Origin of the sequence: Pseudoalteromonas piratica, assembly GCF_000788395.1 — a bacterium.
In the GTDB taxonomy this organism is placed as follows: domain Bacteria; phylum Pseudomonadota; class Gammaproteobacteria; order Enterobacterales; family Alteromonadaceae; genus Pseudoalteromonas; species Pseudoalteromonas piratica.
Genome location: NZ_CP009888.1, coordinates 23,355 through 41,363, shown reverse-complemented (window position 1 = coordinate 41,363; position 18,009 = coordinate 23,355). Strand labels below are relative to the sequence as shown.

Below are 18,009 nucleotides of genomic sequence, written 5' to 3'. Positions count from 1 at the left end.
GTTTAATAATGCTGCAAAATTCATGGTGCATGGAAGTAAAGGTAACAGCCAGTCTCGTTTGAATATTGAGCCAAGCAATGTCAGTTTGGTTATTTTGGCAGGTGGCTTAGGGCGACGTTTCGGTGGCAATAAACAGCTTGCTGAAGTGCCTGGTATTGGTAAAACACTACTTGAATTAAGTATTCAAGATGCATTTGATGCGGGCATTCGCCACCTAGTACTAGTCATTAATTCAACCATAAAGCATGCTGTTGAGACGCAAATACTTCCAAGGTTAAATTCTAAACTCACCGTTGAATTGGCAATTCAGTCAATCGCCGATGTGCCACCGCATTACGCAGCAAAAAGCTTAGATAGACAAAAACCATGGGGAACAGGGCATGCGCTGTTAGCTGCTAAGCCATACGTTAAGTCACATTGTGTTGTAATCACTGCGGATGACTATTACGGTAAACATGCTTTTTCGACACTTCTAGGTGGTTGGCAAGATAATGGGAGTTGGCGTTTACTCGGTTATCCACTGGCCAGCACATTGACAGAGCAAGGCGGTGTAAACCGCGGTATTTGTCAGCTAAATGGCTTTTTATTAAACGACATTACAGAAGTATTAAATATTGATGCAGATCTTAACGGTGAAACTGTTTCTGGTGATAGAGTGTCACTTGTACCAGAGGCGTATGCATCAATGACAATTTGGGCGCTTGGTTTTGATATATTTAACCAATTAGAAGATGGATTTATCGATTTTCTAAAAGATGATGACAGCGCTATCAAAGGTGAGTTTTTCTTGCCAGACCAAATTCAGTATTTAATTGCCAACCAAGGGCAAATTGTCGAGTTATTACCTGCCAAGGATAAGTGGCTGGGTGTAACCTATAGCGATGATTTAGACCGAGTGGCTACGCAATTAAATGAGTAAAAACAAAGCAGTTGCAGAGATTACAATGACGTATCAAGAGCAAGCATTAGTTTTGTCTAACCAATACGGGTTAGGACAAACAGATATTTCAATTAAACCAATTGGCAGTGGCCATATTAATACAACATTATTACTCAGTTCGCCTAACAAACATTTAGTCGTACAAAAGTTAAATACTCAGGTATTTCCTGACTCGGATGCATTGGTGTCAAATGCCCGTAAAATTGAAAAACACCTTACTAAAAAAGCAGCAAAAAATGCTTATGATCTTGATGTTATTAAACACGTAGCAACGCAAGATGATAGTCATTTAATTCGTCTTAATGGTGAAACCTGGCGCGCGCTTGAGTTTATTGGTGGCAGTTATAGTGAGGATGTTGTTAAGAGCACTGAAAAAGCAAAAATTGCTGCAGGCGCATTTGGCCAATTTGCAAAAGCTCTTAATGACTTTGAAGCAGATAGTTTAAAAACAGTTATTCCAGATTTTCATAATCTTTCAATGCGCATTAATGCGCTGGATAAGGCTGTGGCAGCTGACAAAGTTGCTCGTGTTGCATTGTGTGAAGATGACATTGCATTTTGCCAACAACAACGTCATTTACTTGATGAAATTGACGCCATTGTGCCTGACTTGCCAATACGCGCTTGCCACAATGATACAAAAATCAATAACATGTTATTTTGTAAAAAGTCAGACCAAGCAAAAGCAGTGATAGATTTAGACACTTGTATGCCGGGCTACTGGATGTTTGACTTCGGCGATATGGTTCGTACATTTTGTTCACCAGAAGCGGAAGACTCAACTGACTTAGACAAGGTTAAAGTCCGTGAAAACATTTTTGCTTCAATTGTTGAGGGTTACGTTGAACCACTCAAAAAAGTATTGTCAGATAAAGAAAAGCAAAGCTTTTGGTTAGGTGCAAAAGTGATGACCTTTATGATTGGCGTGCGCTTTTTAACAGACTATCTTGATGGTGATAACTATTTCACAATTCACCGTGAACATCACAATCTAGACCGTGCGCGCAACCAATTTGCACTGTATCAAGATTTACTTAAAAAAGAGCAAACATTGAAAGCGATTTTGTTCAAATAAATAAAAGGTAGCGAAAGCTGCCTTTTTTGTTTTTAAAGTTATGTATTTAGTTGTTCCATTGTTCCCCCTGAAATAAGCAATGCGATCAAATAACAAAAAAAGAAAGTACGTTCAAAGGAAACACAGATGAAAAAAATGGATCGTCGCGGCTTTTTAAAAGCAGCAACAGTCACTGCAGCAGCGGGGTTAACCGCAGCGTGTGCCAGTTCAAATAATCAAGTAACCTCAGTTAAACAACAAGGTAAAAACGTAATAGGCCTCATAGCGCCTAAAATGGATGTGGTACGCGTTGGTTTTATTGGTGTAGGGCAGCGTGGTTACGGCCACGTTAAGCGCATGAGCCATATTGAAGGTGCTGAAATTGTCGCAATTTGTGATAACCACCAAGAGGTGCTTGAGCGCTCAGCAAAATTCTTAACAGATAATGGCCATAAACAACCTGCCTTGTACGGAAATAGTGAATACGCTTATCGCGATATGCTCAACCGACAAGATATCGATATTGTTATTATTTCAACGCCTTGGAAGTGGCATGCACCAATGGCTATTGAATCGATGGAAAGCGGTAAACACGCCTTTGTAGAAGTGCCGCTTGCCACCACAGTAGAAGAAATGTGGGACATTGTTAATACAGCTGAGCGCACGCAAAAGAACTGTATGATGATGGAAAACGTAAACTATGGCCGTGATGAGCTGATGGTACTCAACATGGTTCGCCAAGGGGTATTTGGCGAGTTGCTTCACGGTGAAGCGGCTTATATTCATGAACTGCGTTGGCAAATGAAAGAACTTGAAACTAAAACAGGTTCGTGGCGCACAGGCTGGCATGCAAAGCGTAATGGTAATTTATACCCCACTCATGGTTTAGGTCCTGTGTCACAATACATGAATATTAACCGTGGCGATCGTTTTGATTATTTAACCTCAATGAGTTCACCGGCACTTGGGCGTGCACTTTATGCTCAAAAAGAATTTCCTGCTGACCATCAGCGCAATCAACTCAAATACATCAACGGTGATATGAGCACCACACTGATTAAAACAGTGAAAGGCCGCACTATTATGGTTCAGCACGATACCACAACGCCACGCCCGTATTCTCGCCACAATCTTATTCAAGGCACCAACGGTGTATTTGCCGGTTTCCCAAATCGCATCGCGTTAGAAGAGGGTGGCAGTGGTAATTTCCACGAATGGGATTACGATATGCAGTCTTGGTATAACAAATACGACCACCCACTGTGGGTGAAAATGGGTAAAGAAGCCGAGCGCAATGGCGGTCACGGCGGCATGGACTTCTTAATGTTCTGGCGAATGATTTACTGCCTACGTAATGGCGAGCCACTCGATCAAGATGTTTATGATGGCGCGGCATGGTCGGTGATTAGCCCACTCAGTGCTGAGTCACTTAATAATCGTGCGAAGTCAGTAGATATTCCAGACTTTACGCGTGGTGCATGGCAAAGTGCAGAGCCGCTAGGGATAGTGACGGTTTAACTATTTTTAAGCAGGGAAGGTGTGATTGCTTCCCTGCATTTATCTAACGCCATCCATGACGTCCTCTTGTTCATTTTTGTCGCGCTGGCGACAGCAGCCAAAAGGGGGCTAACGCCGGCCCCCCTTTGGCTGCCGTCACCAGTGCGAAAAATAATGTATCGAATATTAATCAGTGCTAAGGATTAACATTGAAGCAATTATTTGGAATAGTTACTTAAACACCACTGTTTTATTACCATTAATAAATATCCGTTGTTCAGCGGCCCATTGCAGGGCGCGGCAGAATACGTTTTTTTCTACATCGCGGCCAAGTGCGGCTAGCTTTTCGGCGTTTTGTGCGTGGTTTACGTGGCAAATATCTTGTTCGATGATCGGGCCTTCGTCGAGTTCATCGGTTACAAAATGGGCGGTGGCACCAATCATCTTCACGCCGCGTTGAAATGCTTGATGGTAGGGTTTTGCACCAATAAAGGCGGGTAAAAACGAGTGGTGAATATTGATGATTTTACCGCTGAACTGTGCAACAAACTCAGGGCTTAAAATACGCATATACTTGGCAAGGCCGATTAAATCAGGGTTAAACTCGTTAATTTTTTCAGCCACTTTTGCGTCGTGTTGCTCACGCGATAGGCCGTCATGGCTAATGCAATAAAAAGGGATATCAAAACCGGTTACTAAAGGCTCTAAATCCGGGTAGTTTGCGATCACCGCTTGGATCTCAACATTCATTGCATTTTCAAAGCATTTTAACAATACGCCACCTAAACAGTGTGCCTCTTTAGTGGCGAGTAACACTACTTTGGCTTTTTCTTCGCCTTTTAAACTGACTTTCGTGCCATCAGGCAAAATGTGTTTTAGTTGCGCAACAAGGTCGCTATTGTCAAAATCACCTTGCAGTGCTGTGCGCATATAAAAGCGATGATTATCGCGGTCAACAAATTCATCATTGCGAATAATATTCAGTTTATGTTCAAAACATAAACTCGTAATTTTAGCGATGAGTCCCGGTTCATCAGGGCATTCTGCAAGCAGTACTTTTTTCATGGTTCCTTATCCCAGACAGCAAAAGTAATGGGTGTATATTTATATATATCTGTTATGTAATCAATAAAAAATATAAATATTTAATTTTCTTTTTAACGGGCGTTTTATGGATAAGTAAAACCTTTAATTAGCGCTAACCATTTCTGACAATTACTTACACATTTTAGGAAGGTAACACTCTACACTAGCAGCAGTCTTATTTTGAAAAGGAAGCACAACAATGGCCGTTACAAAAATTGCGCGTGCACTGGTAGCACTTTCGCTTATTTCATCAACCGTAGCTGTTGCAAATAGCACTGAACACAACGAGCTAAAAAGACATACTTTTGGCGGTAAAATTGCCGTTGGTAATGTTGAGCTTAAGAGTTCACCAGATGAGGATTACACGAACTTTTATTCTTACTACAACTATAAATTGAATCAAACGTTATCACTGGAAGTGGGATTAAATTTTGGTTTTGATGCCAGCGATTGGGAGTGTGAAGATTTTGATAATGGATTTACCTGTCGCGATCGCAACGACTCAATGTTTGGTATTGGTGCAGATGAGTTGGAAGTAACCAGCCTTGTGCTTGCAGGTAAAGCAGCTATTCCACTATCAAAACGCAACAGCCTTTACGCTAAACTAGGTGCAAATATTTATGACTATGAAATTTTGCGCGATGACAGACTATTACTTGAGGATTCTGGTACAGGTGTTTACCTAGAAGCTGGTTGGCAGTATGCATGGGATTTTGGCTTAGGAATGGATGCGGGCGTGCAGTACTTTGATATGGGTGATTTAGACTCTGTGACTTTTGGTGTTGGTGTTAATTACCAATTCTAAATGCAAGAATGCGTCGGTAAAACGCCGACGCATTAGATTGTTTTTTTGTAAAACTAACGGCTGGTATGTTTTATTAATGCCTTTAATTTTGCCGGTTTCACTGGCTTACTCAAATAGTGAATAGCCTTTTCTTTGGTACTTCGCTTGAGTTCATCATCTCTTACCGCCGTAATTAGTACCGCAGGGATCTCAGCTTGCCAATCACTTCGCAATTGCTCAATCAAGTCAACGCCATTTATTTCATGGCTAAGCTGGAAATCCATTAAAATTAAATCAGGTGCAGCAGCTTGCTTGGCATGGGCTAATACGTCATCGACTAAATTAAATGCGGTATAACGGCAACCCCATTTAGTCATTAAGGTGCCCATCGCATCCAAGTTTTCTTGTTCGTCGTCAACGACCAACACATTAAGCGTTTGTTTATTATCTAAAATCACTTTGTTGGTAGCTTTTTCTTGCACCAGTTTAATATCACCATAAGGCACTTCAATGGCAAAACAACTGCCTTTATTTGGCGTTGATTTTAATTCTAACTTTAATGACATTAAATCGGCCATACGTTTTACAACACCTAACCCTAAACCTAGACCTTTATTATCACTGGCTTCAATACGGTAAAAGTCATTAAATACTTTGGCTTGTTCGACTTCGCTAATGCCAGGGCCGGTATCCCAAACTTCTATTCTGAGGTCGTGTTTGCGCTTGCGACAAGCAACTAATACTTTACCTGTTTCAGTGTATTTCACGGCATTTGACACGAGGTTTTGTATAATTCGGCGCAAATAGGTGGTATCGGCATGCACTATTGCGTTGTTAGTGCGCACTTTAAAATCAAGCCCCTTTTCTTTACTTAAAATAATGTATTCATTTGCAAGTGGCCCTAAAATATCATTAATAGGGAAGTGGCGAGGTGTTGGCTTCATTGCCCCTTGTTCTAACTTGGCTATTTCAAGTAACCCTGACATCAAGTGTACGGTTGAATCTAAGCTATCACCTAACTTTTCCATGGTGCCTAAATTCGTTTCTGAAAGCTCTGTTTGGTCAACAGCGGCTAAATAAAGTCGCGCTGCATTAAGTGGTTGTAAAATATCGTGCGAGGCTAGGGCTAAAAAGCGGGTTTTACTATCATTGGCTTTTTCAGCTTCAAGCTTTGCCTGATTAAGTTGTTTTTCCGTCTCGATACGTTTTTCGATCTGTGCTTCTAAATCTTCATTGATCGAGCGAATTTCTAAGGTCCGCGCTTCAATCCGATTTTCCAGATCGATATTGACCTCTTCCAGTGCATGCTGGGTTTCAATGTGTGTTGTAATATCTGAAAAGCAAGTTACAAAACCACCATCGGGCAATGGATTACCAATCATTTCGATGACTTGGCCATTACGTCTTCGGCGAATAAAGTGATGCGACGTGCCATTACGTAAATGTTGTACACGCTTTTGTACCTGCGCATCAATTTCACCTGGTCCACATTCGCCTTTGCTGACATTATGACGAATTACTTCTTCAATGGGTTGTCCTACTTCTAAAAAGCCCTCAGGGTATTCAAAGAGTTCAGTGTAGCGCCGGTTCCAGGCAACCAATTTTAAGTTGCGATCAACTACCGAAATACCGTGGCTGAGATTTTCTAACGAAGTAAAAAGTAGGTTTTGATTGAACTGAATCGCTTGGGTGGTTTCATCAAAGAAGTTAACGACCTCTTCAAATGCCATTTGTTTGCCAGAAATAACCGCACCTATTAATACGCGTGCAGAAGATGCGCCGAGTACCCCTGTGAGTGCTCTTTCACAAAAATCGACAAAATCACTGGTGGGTGTATCGTTGTCGTCTGCAAAGTCGTGCTTCATGGTGTAACGAACAATAAGTTGTTTTGAACGTTGAATACCTAAAAAGGTTTGCAGTAGCACTTTTAAGTCGTAAACCGTGGCATTTATTTGTTTGCTGTGATGTTTATCAAGTTTTAATTGTTCTTTTGGATTAACAAATGCTGCAGCCTGAATGCGATCAACTAAACGTTCGTTAGCGCCAAGTGAAAAGGTGATATAACAAATTACATTGGCAATCAGCGCGACAAAGGTACCTTGCGTAATGACACTTTGTTGCATCGCACTGTCTGTGATAACGGCACCTTCAAACAAAGGCAGCATCAAATAGAGCATCCAGCAAGCAAAGCCCGCTAATAACCCTGCATAAACACCATAGGCATGGCCTTTACGCCAATACAAACCGCCTACAACAGCTGGAATTAACTGGGTTACCAAGGAGAAGGCAACGAGGCCCATACTGGCAAGAGCGGCTTGGTTACCAAATAATTGTTGGTAAAGGTAAGAAAGCCCTAATATTGCAGCAATGGTAAAACGACGGGTAAGTAAAATACGGCGCTTGTAGCTGGTGGTGATGAGGTTGCGTTTAAATTTACGGCGCAGCATTAGTGGTAACACAACATCATTTGAGATCATGGTACTGAGAGTCAGTGTTGCAACGACAATCATCGCAGTGGCCGCAGATAAACCACCAATAAACACAAAGGTTGATAAAAACGCACTTTGCTGAGCAAGTGGTAAGGCTAAAACAAAGCTATCTGCAGCCGCGCTGCCACCAATTTGCGGGTGCATTGCAGCTGTGGCGATAGGAATAATAATGCCCGCGGTAAGTAACAAATAAAGTGGAAACGCCCAACGTGCAGTTTTTAAATGATTAATATCTTGGTTATCGACCACCGTTACATGAAATTGACGGGGAAGGCAGATTACCGCTGCTGCTGCCATCAATGATTGGGCAACAAAATTGAAGCTAAAAAAGTCTTCTTTTTGCCACTGACCAAAGGATATTTGGTTCGTAAAATATTCCCACATGCCGTCTTGGTAATGCGTGAACACATAATAGGAAAGGCCTGCTACAGCTGCGAGGGCAAAGAGTTTTACGATTGATTCAAAGGCAACGGCAAGCATTAACCCAGAGCGATACTCGGTCACGTCTACTTTGCGTGTACCAAAGAAAATTGCAAAGATGGCCATAAGCAAGGTACCAATTAACGCCATCATACTGCCTGAAATTTCGCTATTATTTTGCAGTAATACAAAACTTGTGCTGAGCGCTTTAAGTTGCAGTGCGATATAGGGGATAGTCGCGAGTAACGCTATAAAGGTAACTAAAATAGCGGTTAGTTGGCGTTTACCGTAGCGAGCGGAAATAAAGTCGGCAATGGTAGTAATATTTTGCTTTTTACTTACCAAAATCATTTTGCGTAAAAAGTTATGACCAAAAATAAATAATAGGGAAGGGCCGAGTAAAATGGGCAGGTAACTCCAGCCTGAGTTAGCAGCGGTTCCTACTGCCCCGTAAAACGTCCAAGAAGTACAATAAATACCTAAAGCAAAAGAATAAACAAACGGGTGGTGACTAATCTTTTTTGCCAGTGGTGTGGTTTTATCACCCCAATTAGCGAGCCAAAACAGCACACCAATATAAGCTAAAGCAACAAAAATCAGCGCGATTGTCATAGGTACTCTTATTATTATTTTTGAAAGTTAAGGTAATTTATCACTTTTTTATGAAACTGTGCATACCTATTAAATTGACTGTAAGCGCTTGAATTTAATAAGCCAAAACGGATCTTTCTCAGCTTATTCGACTAATGTCGTAAACATAACCCAAAAACAATTGTTACGTTTACGTAAACGTAACCCAAAACTCCTTGAAAGCCCTGATATTGCTCACTTTAGTTTTTTAAGCGCTGAATAATCCCACTCGTCATCTGTTCAAGTTAACAAAATGTTACGACTAAGGTCGCACTTTAATCTTGCCTTTGCGTTGCTAGAGTCAATGATGACGATTAATTAACGTGCAATTTTGCATGACTAGGGGATATAAAAATGGCTTTTAAAGATAATGATCAAGCCAAAGCATATTGGGCGGAAAACCTTTCGCTGGTGCTTAAGCTTTTAGCTGTATGGTTTGTCGTTGCGTATGGTTGCGGCATTTTATTTGTCGATGCGCTTAACGAAATCCGTTTCTTTGGTTTTAAATTAGGTTTCTGGTTCTCTCAGCAGGGCGCCATTTATACCTTTGTTGCCCTGATTTTTGTTTACGTGAACAAGATGTCTGCGTTAGACAAAAAGTACGGCGTTGACGAGTAAGGAGAATAATAATGGACGTTCAAACGCTAACTTTTATTATCGTAGGTGCAAGTTTTGCAATGTATATTGCCATTGCAATTTGGGCACGTGCGGGATCAACGAAAGAATTCTATGTTGCTGGCGGGGGTGTACCACCTGTTGCAAATGGTATGGCAACTGCGGCTGACTGGATGAGTGCTGCATCATTTATTTCTATGGCGGGTATTATTTCATTCGTTGGTTACGACGGTGGTGTTTACCTCATGGGTTGGACAGGTGGTTATGTTCTACTTGCACTGTGTTTAGCACCTTACTTACGTAAGTTTGGTAAATTTACTGTGCCAGATTTCATTGGTGACCGTTATTACTCGCAAACAGCGCGTACGGTAGCGGTTATCTGTGCAATCTTCATCTGCTTTACTTACATTGCCGGTCAAATGCGTGGTGTTGGTGTTGTATTCTCTCGTTTCTTAGAAGTTGATATCGAAACTGGTGTTTACATTGGTATGGTAATCGTATTCTTCTACGCAGTATTAGGTGGTATGAAAGGCATCACGTATACGCAAGTAGCGCAGTACTGTGTGCTTGTATTTGCATACTTAGTACCTGCAATTTTCATCTCATTGATGATGACAGGTCACGTTCTACCGCAAACTGGTTTTGGTGCAACACTAACTGACGGTTCAGGCATGTATGTACTTGATAAGCTCGATGGACTCAGTGCCGAACTCGGGTTTGCCCAATACACCGAAGGGTCTAAATCGATGATCGATGTATTCGCAATTACTGCTGCGTTAATGGTAGGTACTGCGGGTCTTCCTCACGTAATTGTTCGTTTCTTCACTGTACCAAAAGTAAAAGACACGCGTATTTCAGCGGCATGGACATTAGTATTCATTGCGATTGTTTACACTACAGCACCAGCAGTTGCTTCGTTCGCTCGTGTAAACCTAATTGATACAATTAATGGTAAAGACGGCAGCGGTACAGAATACGCAGAAGCACCAACTTGGGTTAAAAACTGGGAACGCACAGGCTTAATCACATTCAACGATAAGAATGGCGATGGCAAAATGCAGTATTCAGCGGGTAAAATGGAAGATCCTAACAGTGCAAACGAAGTTAAGATTGACCGTGATATCATGGTACTTGCAAACCCAGAAATTGCTGACTTACCAGCTTGGGTGATTGCACTCGTTGCTGCGGGTGGTATTGCTGCGGCACTATCAACAACTGCGGGCTTACTACTGGTTATTTCAACCTCAGTATCGCATGATTTACTTAAACGTACCTTGAAGCCAAATATCAGTGATAAGCAAGAGCTTATTGCCGCGCGACTTGCCGCTATGATAGCGATTTCAATCTCCGCTTACTTCGGTATTAATCCGCCGGGGTACGTAGCAGCAATTGTGGCATTCGCCTTTGGTTTAGCCGCTTCGAGCTTCTTCCCTACGCTATTAATGGGTATCTTCTCTAAGCGTATGAATAAAGAAGGCGCAATCACTGGTATGATTTCGGGTATCGTATTTACTGCGGGCTATATCATTTACTTCAAGTTTGTAAACCCAGGCGCGAACGTAGCTGATAATTGGTTATTCGGTATCTCACCAGAAGGTATTGGCACAATTGGCATGCTAGTAAACTTCGGTGTTGCATTCTTAGTATGTAAATTAACCTCTGAAGCACCTGAAGAAATTCAGCAAATGGTTGAAGATATTCGTAACCCGAAAGGTTCAAGTGCAGCACATGCTCACTAATCTTTGAGTTAAATCAAATATAACCCTCAATGCCCGACTATAGTCGGGCTTTTTTTTGCTTAATGCTCTGCTAGAGTCAAAAGACAGCCTAGGTTATTTTTAGCCTCTTTCACGGTGATAGGCTGGGCACAGTTAAGGAGAGTTACCATGGCATTAGAGCTAAATGAAGTCGGGCGTTTTATTCAGGCTCAAGCACCCTTTTGCGATCTTGAGGCGAGTGCCACTGAATACTTTATTAAAAGTCTAGAAGCAGTTTATTTAACCCCTGAAAATCAAAACCAATGGTTAAACTCAAATTCACCTTGCCTATTTTTAATTCGCTCGGGTCTTTATGACATTCTCGACAGCAGTGGTGAGGTAGTTGCGCGCTTAAGTGAAGGTGATTACTTTGGCTACCCGTCGTTACTAACGGGCGAGCCAATTAGCAATCGCTTAGAAGTTCAGAACGAAGGCATCGTGTATCTGTTAAGCCAAGTACATTGGGATTATTTACGTGAACATTACAAAGCGTTTGCCCAGTATTTTGTGCGTGCCCATGCCAATCGATTATTAAGTGTTAACTACAAAAAACGCAGTGATGATTGGTCAAGTAAACGCATTTGCGAAATTATGAAGCAAGGCGCAGTGACGGCTGATCCAGAGACTAAGATCGCAGATGCGGCAAGAACCATGAGCCAGTTTGGTGTGTCATCGTTAATGATTACCGAAAATAAAAAGCTGGTGGGGGTAATTACCGATCGCGATTTGCGTAATCGTGTGCTTGCTGAGGGGCGAAGCCCCAATGATGTTGTTGCAACCATTATGACTTCAAATCCAAAACACGTGTTTGAACATAATCGGGTATTTTCTGCGTTTCATTTAATGCTAAAGCAAAATATTCACCATTTACCTGTGCTGGATGAACATCACCACCCGATAGGTATGATCACCGCAACAGACTTGTTACGTCAGCAAAAATCCGATCCTGTGCAGTTAATTGGTCGAATATATAAAGCTGATAGTGTTGCCGATATCAAACGTTATGCATTAGAAGTGCCTGAGTTATTAAAAGGATTTTCAGACAGGGTAGAGGATACAAGTTTAATTGGTAAATTACTCAGTGGTATTACCGATGCTATGACCGCGCGGTTGATACAGCTGTTTCAGCTACAACATGGTAACGCGCCCACCCCATTTAGTTGGATATGCTTTGGCTCACAAGCACGCGAAGAACAAACCTTACATTCAGATCAAGACAACGGCTTATTGCTGCCAGATAATCTTACACAGCCACAACTGGATTATTTTAAAGCGCTTGGAGAGTTTGTTTGTGACAACCTGATTGCATGCGGTATTAAAGAGTGTCCGGGTGGCATTATGGCCAGTCGAGATAATTGCCGAATGGGACTTTCAGGGTGGCTAAATCAGTTTAGTGCGTGGATTAAAAGCCCTTCACCACAGGCCATTTTAAACTGTAAAATCTTTTTTGATATTCGTTTTGTTGAAGGCTCAGAAAGCCTTTATGAGTCGTTTAGTGAAGGCATTTTAACAACCACTAAAAACCAGATATTTTTTGCATCAATGGCGACAGATATCAACGCCAATTCTGTTCCTATAGGCTTATTTAATCAGTTTAAACTAGAGAAAACGCAACAAAAGCATACTTTTCTAGATTTGAAAAAGCGTGGTGTGGCAATTATTAACGATATTGTTCGCCTTTATGCCCTGCATCACAATATTACGGCGGCCAATACTTTGGAACGCTTAAGTGCGCTTTCTAAAAAGCAAGATGTGAATAAATCAGACATTTATGATTTAAAAGATTGTTGGCGCTATCTCACTCAATTGCGCCTAAATGTGCAGTTACAACAAAAGGGCTTACCAGCTAACTGTATTGATCCTGAAGATTTAACTTCCCTTGAACGTCACCAGCTTAAAGAGGCGTTTTATTTAATTAAACAAGCGCAGCAAGCTGTGGCGTTTAAATTTGCCAGAGGAAGTTTGTAATGGGGCTATTTGAATCAATTAAGCGTTTTTTTGTGTTGCCAGAAAAAGACGCTGATATATTAAAAGCCAACTGTTTTAAAACCGATTATTTAGTCATTGATTTAGAACTGACAGGGCTTAATGCAAAGCAAGATGAAATTGTCTCGATTGCATGGGTGCCGATTAGCCATCAACGCATTCAAATTGGCAGTTGCCAGCATTTTATCAATAACCAAGTAAACAACTTAAATCAAAGCCCGGTTTTTCATGGCATTGACAGTGACACCTTAGCTGAAGGAGTGCCATTAAATGAGGCACTTAAGATATTAAATGAACTGATTGATGACAAAATACTTATTTTTCATAATCAAGAATTAGACTGGTCATTCTTACGTCTAGCGTTTAATAAAGCAGGCTTGTTACATAAGCCGCTTGCGATTCTTGATACCATGCAAATCGAGCATAAACGCTTAGCAAGGCAAGGCCAAGTGATTGCACAAGATAGTCTCACTTTAAACAATTGCCGCGAACGTTACCGCTTACCCGAGTACAGTTGTCACAATGCGTTAACGGATGCAATGGCGACCGCTGAATTGTTCTTAGCGCAAGCAAATCAAATAAGTCGCGGTAAGCCGTTATTAATAAAACACTTGATGTAAAAAAGGGAAGCTTTCACGCTTCCCTTCTAAATTATTGATTCGCTTTTTGGCTTAATTCGAAAGAGTGAGCAATGCTCGTGACCTTTGCTACTATGCCGCTACTTAAATCAGCCAATCACGTTGTTAGCCAAATAGTTAAAAGCTTGCGGTAAAGCTTAAACTTATCTGACGTGGCTGACCCAGGGTTTTATTATTGCTTCGCGCACCGCGCGCGTCATAGACTTTATCCGTTAAGTTCTTAGCAGAAAGTTGAATATCGTAGTGTTCCCATTGGTAGCCGATACGCGCATTTATCAGCGTACGAGCATCATTCTTGGGAATATAGTCTTGTCCCCAAAGTGCGCGCATTTCAGAACTTGTTTGGTAGGTCGTATCTGCGAGCGAACTGTCTTGATAATTGGCATCAGCCGATAAATATAAACCAAACTCGGTGCGGTAAGTTGCCGCAAGGTTAGCTGTCCACTCAGGGGCGTCAGCAAACGATTGTCCAGCCAAATCAAGCGTTGCTTCACCTGGGATCTCAACTATAAACTCTTTAAACTCGGTTTTTGCACGGCCAAAACCGGCTGTAAGTGTTAGGTAATTTGTCGGAAAGTAGAAAAACTCTAGTTCAAAGCCTTTTACTTCAGACTGACCCGCATTGGTCGTTTTGCGATCATATTGATTACCTGACAACTGCACATTAACCTGTTGATCTTGCCAGTCGAGATAAAACAGGTTGGCATTGGCTACTAGCGTGCCATCAAGCCAAGTTGAACGAAACGAAAGCTCATAGTTGTCGGTAAATTCTGGTTGATAAACAAAAGTCTCTGCGCGGGCAACATTAGTACCCACTCCGCCAGAACGGTAACCTTGCTGATAAATAAAGCTGGTCGTAATGGTGTCATTGAAATGATAGCTAGCGCCCAGTTTCGGTAAAAATTCGCTGAAGGTTTCAGATGTTAATGGTTCTTGCTGAGACGCTTGTGCGGCCATTCCCAGCAGCTGCCCATTAAGTCCGCCAATCAGTTGTGCAAGCATTGGGTTGAATGCGTAATCAGCAGGGTTAGGCAGTAAATCGGCATTGCCAATTCCGTATTCTTGTTCGTTCTCATTTGATTGCTTTTCACGATCCCAACGTAAGCCAGCAAAGACGTCAAACTTATCGTTAATTCGATAAGTTACATCGGCAAAAAGTGCATTGTTTGTTACTTGGCTATTAAAGTTAGAGTAAGTATCTAATAGCACAGGGTTTACAGGCGCATAAAGCCCAAGCACTTGCTCTGCGAGTGCGTTAGCCAAACCCAAACCACCAAATTCAGGCGGCGCTACAAGTAATTTAGGTACGCCCAGTTGAGCAAGGGTAATGCTACGGTTACCAATTGCGACATCTTTTACTTCAAGGTCAGAATAATATGCCCCAATAATTCCCTTTAGGTTATCGTATTCAAATGTAACTTTCAGTTCTTGTGTAAAAGTCACATCGGAACGGTCGTCAAATAAGCGTGCTTGTGGCTCTGGAGATGCATCACCATCCCATTCGTAGCCATAGGTCATATCAGAATAGGTTGTGATAGCTTGAACTGACCAAATATCGTTGAGGTAGTAATCAAGATCTAACACGAATAAATCTGAGTCGGTAAACTCCCACGTGGGATCGTTAAAACTCACTTTACGATGGTCTTTGGCAAGCGTTGGGTGAGCATCAGCCCAAAGCACCCCCATTTCAGTTTCTGTTTTTGTGTAGCTTAAAATTGCTGAAAAGTCGTCTATTGGCTCAAATAATAATTTGAACCGATAAAGACTCGAATCAGAAAAATCTGAATGTTCATTATTGCGACTAGTATTGGTATTGACACCATCAAAGTTTCTATCTTCTGCCGTAAAACGAAATGCGAGTAAATCCTCAACTAAACTACCGCCTGCGGCTAATGCAAACTCTTGTTGTCCATTTTCACCTAAAATAACACGGCCCTTAGCACTGTATTCATAGCTTGGATCGTAGGTGTTTACAACTATCGCGCCAGCTAGCGCATTACGACCTTGTAATGTAGATTGTGGACCTCGTAATACCTCTACTTGACTTACATCCCAAGTAGAAAAGCCCCCTTGTTGGATCTCGCGCATGGGTAAAGGCGCGCCATCAACGTACACACTGGTTAAAAAACTATTGCCGCCACCGGATACATTAAATGAATCGATGCCACGAATAGTAAAACCACCGACCCCTACTTCACCAGTCACATTTGGGATTACAGAAAGCGCATCATATAAATCGTTGAGTTTTTGTTCTTCAAGAATTTTGTTGGTAATCACTGCAACACTGGTTGGTGTTTCTTGCAAGGTACGATCAATTTTTTGACCAGTAACGATAATTTTTTCAATATCATTTTCGTCTTCAGCAAAAGCTAAAGGTGAGATGGCTAAGCTGGTTGCAAGCGCGATTTTTACTGCGTTAGATACAGCCTGTTTTCTATGTTTTACAGCAAACATATAGTCCTCAGAATATAAGTTGTAGAGATAATAAAAAAACAGTCGCTAATTTACTTAGCGACTTGAACGGAAAAGTCTGATTGGGAAGAGGTTTCTGTTTTTTTGACAGTGTGTTTTTTGGCAACTTTATTTGCTGCGAAAAAACATATTAGAGCCAGCAATAACAAAAGCAGCTCAGTAATTAAAATATCAAAATTACCGTATGCAATTATGTTGCGAGTGCCGCTTGCCAGCAATGTCCAGTCAAGCAAAATAACAAAGGCAAATAACCCACCGCTTAGTTGTAACGCATACTGACTAAACTTAACTTGATTGTTGATAAATTGGGCGAGTACTAGTAGCACAAAAAATGAGATAAACACAGTGTTTTCAATTAGCTCAGATCGTGAACTGAGTTCCACGGGCACTAAGCGAGCTGCAACAAACCCGGTCGCTATAGCAAAAATAAAACCGATAAAGCCACCGCTGGTAAGGCGCCTAACAAAGTTCAGAGAACGTTGAGATTGGTGGCGCTGCTTGGCGCGTTTATCCAGCCACATTAAATTGCCCGTTAAGATGACGTAGCAAGTTGCGAGTCCCATTAAGAGAAATGCGACACGCAATCCATAACCGGCAAAATCACCAAAGTGCAGCCGAGCAATGACTCCTAAGCCGCTGCGTACAGCATTGTTATGATTGTCTTTAGTTAGGTATATCAATTCTTGGTTGCTAATTTGATAATGCGCTTCTGTTTCGGTAGAAAATTTGTCAGCTCTTTGAGCCTGGAAAATCGCTACGGCACTTTCATCACCAAAGTGTTCAATCATAACGCGATTAACAGGAACATCGCCCATTTCCTTCGCTGCGATTTTTTCCAATTCATTGATGCCAGTAATGGGCACAGTTTGATTGGTTATCGCTAGGTGTGGCTCATTAAAACCTGCCGCGGCTAATAGCTTTTGCTGATCTCCTTGATAGAGAACCAGTGCGTAAGAGATTTGGTAAACAATGACTAAATTAAATACTAATCCAGTAAAGGCATACATCACGTGAAAGGGCAGGCCCATGGTGCCAATGATATTATGCGCATCTAGCCATTTATCTTTATTGCCATCTTTGCGGTATTGAAAGAAGTTTTTAAACAGTTTACGCCAATGGATCACCAGCCCACTAAGTACAGCAACAAAGAAAAATAATGTAATTATGCCAACAAAATAGACGCCAATGCGGCCAAGGCCTAAATTATAATGTAGCTGATAGACAAAGTTGCCGTAGTTAAATTTGCCAGCGTCGCCAATAATCTCGCCTGTTCTGGCGTCTAAGCTAATATGCACATCAGTATGATCTTCGCCGGTTTTAGGGTCTAAGCCCGTAATATTTTTAGCGAAATAAGCATCGATAAAAGGTGAGTGCTCATTTGGTGGTAATAAATAAAATCGATGGTCGACATAGACATCGTAATTTTTGGCAATCGTTGCGATGACCTTATCGTAATCTACCTCGTTATTTTGCAATGCATTGATTTGCTGTGCATGAACTGGAAGCTTTTCCCACGCCAAAATATTGTCTTTAAATAAACTGATAGAGCCAGCAAAGAACACGACAAATAATACGATTGATATAATTAAACCAATCCATGCATGGGCATTTGTTAATGACTTGAGTGTTTGATTGTTCATT

At 41.5% G+C, this 18,009-nt stretch carries 12 protein-coding genes; 8 read left to right on the top strand and 4 right to left on the bottom strand.

What is annotated here, in order from left to right; genetic code table 11:
* Window positions 1-22 precede the first annotated feature (22 nt).
* From OM33_RS00160 to OM33_RS00150, 3 genes are all read left to right on the top strand, one after another.
* The gene (locus OM33_RS00160) at window positions 23-919 is read left to right on the top strand and encodes an NTP transferase domain-containing protein (protein ID WP_199922464.1); all 897 of its coding nucleotides are present in this window, start codon (window positions 23-25) and stop codon (window positions 917-919) included.
* Window positions 920-944: 25 nt separating this feature from the next.
* On the top strand, window positions 945-2,015 hold the full coding sequence (locus tag OM33_RS00155) for a phosphotransferase enzyme family protein (protein WP_038642816.1): 1,071 nt from the start codon (window positions 945-947) through the stop codon (window positions 2,013-2,015).
* A 126-nt stretch (window positions 2,016-2,141) separates the two neighbouring features.
* Window positions 2,142-3,512: a Gfo/Idh/MocA family protein gene (locus OM33_RS00150; RefSeq protein WP_038637176.1), complete on the top strand. Its 1,371-nt coding sequence runs from the start codon at window positions 2,142-2,144 to the stop codon at window positions 3,510-3,512.
* Between the two features lie 210 nt (window positions 3,513-3,722).
* On the opposite strand, the gene purU is transcribed toward OM33_RS00150, so the two are convergent.
* Window positions 3,723-4,556 carry a formyltetrahydrofolate deformylase gene (purU, locus tag OM33_RS00145; protein WP_038637173.1) on the bottom strand — a complete coding sequence of 278 codons (834 nt, stop codon included), beginning with the start codon at window positions 4,554-4,556 and terminating at the stop codon, window positions 3,723-3,725.
* A gap of 220 nt (window positions 4,557-4,776) precedes the next feature.
* Between purU and OM33_RS00140 the strand changes: the two genes are divergently transcribed.
* On the top strand, window positions 4,777-5,382 hold the full coding sequence (locus tag OM33_RS00140; protein ID WP_038637170.1) for an outer membrane beta-barrel protein: 606 nt from the start codon (window positions 4,777-4,779) through the stop codon (window positions 5,380-5,382).
* Between the two features lie 53 nt (window positions 5,383-5,435).
* Here the strand turns inward: OM33_RS00140 and OM33_RS00135 are convergent, their stop codons facing one another.
* On the bottom strand, window positions 5,436-8,882 hold the full coding sequence (locus OM33_RS00135; protein ID WP_038637167.1) for a PAS domain-containing hybrid sensor histidine kinase/response regulator: 3,447 nt from the start codon (window positions 8,880-8,882) through the stop codon (window positions 5,436-5,438).
* A gap of 372 nt (window positions 8,883-9,254) precedes the next feature.
* On the opposite strand from OM33_RS00135, the gene OM33_RS00130 reads away from it, so the two are divergent.
* The 4 genes from OM33_RS00130 to OM33_RS00115 all read left to right on the top strand — a co-directional run bounded on the left by OM33_RS00130 (window position 9,255) and on the right by OM33_RS00115 (window position 13,878).
* Window positions 9,255-9,518: a DUF4212 domain-containing protein gene (locus tag OM33_RS00130; RefSeq protein ID WP_038637165.1), complete on the top strand. Its 264-nt coding sequence runs from the start codon at window positions 9,255-9,257 to the stop codon at window positions 9,516-9,518.
* An 11-nt stretch (window positions 9,519-9,529) separates the two neighbouring features.
* Window positions 9,530-11,254, top strand: coding sequence for a sodium:solute symporter family protein (locus tag OM33_RS00125; protein ID WP_038637162.1), 1,725 nt, complete (start codon window positions 9,530-9,532; stop codon window positions 11,252-11,254).
* A 147-nt stretch (window positions 11,255-11,401) separates the two neighbouring features.
* A complete protein-coding gene (locus tag OM33_RS00120) occupies window positions 11,402-13,240 on the top strand; it encodes a putative nucleotidyltransferase substrate binding domain-containing protein (protein ID WP_038637158.1) in 1,839 nt (612 codons plus the stop codon).
* Complete coding sequence (locus OM33_RS00115) at window positions 13,240-13,878, top strand: 3'-5' exonuclease (protein ID WP_052140828.1); 639 nt, start codon at window positions 13,240-13,242, stop codon at window positions 13,876-13,878. The genes OM33_RS00120 and OM33_RS00115 overlap by 1 nt, the downstream gene beginning before the upstream one ends.
* Before the next feature lie 135 nt (window positions 13,879-14,013).
* Here the strand turns inward: OM33_RS00115 and OM33_RS00110 are convergent, their stop codons facing one another.
* Both OM33_RS00110 and OM33_RS00105 read right to left on the bottom strand, forming a co-directional pair.
* Window positions 14,014-16,350: a TonB-dependent receptor gene (locus OM33_RS00110; protein ID WP_052140827.1), complete on the bottom strand. Its 2,337-nt coding sequence runs from the start codon at window positions 16,348-16,350 to the stop codon at window positions 14,014-14,016.
* A gap of 50 nt (window positions 16,351-16,400) precedes the next feature.
* Entirely contained in the window at window positions 16,401-18,008 is a 1,608-nt protein-coding gene (locus OM33_RS00105; RefSeq protein WP_038637155.1) for a PepSY-associated TM helix domain-containing protein, read from the bottom strand.
* Between the last annotated feature and the right edge of the window lies 1 nt (window position 18,009).

What these genes read in the sequence shown, in the direction of transcription:
- OM33_RS00160 (WP_199922464.1), top strand. Translation starts at nt 23, where the DNA reads ATGGTGCATGGAAGTAAAGGTAACAGCCAGTCTCGTTTGAATATTGAG.
- OM33_RS00155 (WP_038642816.1), top strand. Translation starts at nt 945, where the DNA reads ATGACGTATCAAGAGCAAGCATTAGTTTTGTCTAACCAATACGGGTTA.
- OM33_RS00150 (WP_038637176.1), top strand. Translation starts at nt 2,142, where the DNA reads ATGAAAAAAATGGATCGTCGCGGCTTTTTAAAAGCAGCAACAGTCACT.
- purU (WP_038637173.1), bottom strand. Translation starts at nt 4,556, where the DNA reads ATGAAAAAAGTACTGCTTGCAGAATGCCCTGATGAACCGGGACTCATC.
- OM33_RS00140 (WP_038637170.1), top strand. Translation starts at nt 4,777, where the DNA reads ATGGCCGTTACAAAAATTGCGCGTGCACTGGTAGCACTTTCGCTTATT.
- OM33_RS00135 (WP_038637167.1), bottom strand. Translation starts at nt 8,882, where the DNA reads ATGACAATCGCGCTGATTTTTGTTGCTTTAGCTTATATTGGTGTGCTG.
- OM33_RS00130 (WP_038637165.1), top strand. Translation starts at nt 9,255, where the DNA reads ATGGCTTTTAAAGATAATGATCAAGCCAAAGCATATTGGGCGGAAAAC.
- OM33_RS00125 (WP_038637162.1), top strand. Translation starts at nt 9,530, where the DNA reads ATGGACGTTCAAACGCTAACTTTTATTATCGTAGGTGCAAGTTTTGCA.
- OM33_RS00120 (WP_038637158.1), top strand. Translation starts at nt 11,402, where the DNA reads ATGGCATTAGAGCTAAATGAAGTCGGGCGTTTTATTCAGGCTCAAGCA.
- OM33_RS00115 (WP_052140828.1), top strand. Translation starts at nt 13,240, where the DNA reads ATGGGGCTATTTGAATCAATTAAGCGTTTTTTTGTGTTGCCAGAAAAA.
- OM33_RS00110 (WP_052140827.1), bottom strand. Translation starts at nt 16,350, where the DNA reads ATGTTTGCTGTAAAACATAGAAAACAGGCTGTATCTAACGCAGTAAAA.
- OM33_RS00105 (WP_038637155.1), bottom strand. Translation starts at nt 18,008, where the DNA reads ATGAACAATCAAACACTCAAGTCATTAACAAATGCCCATGCATGGATT.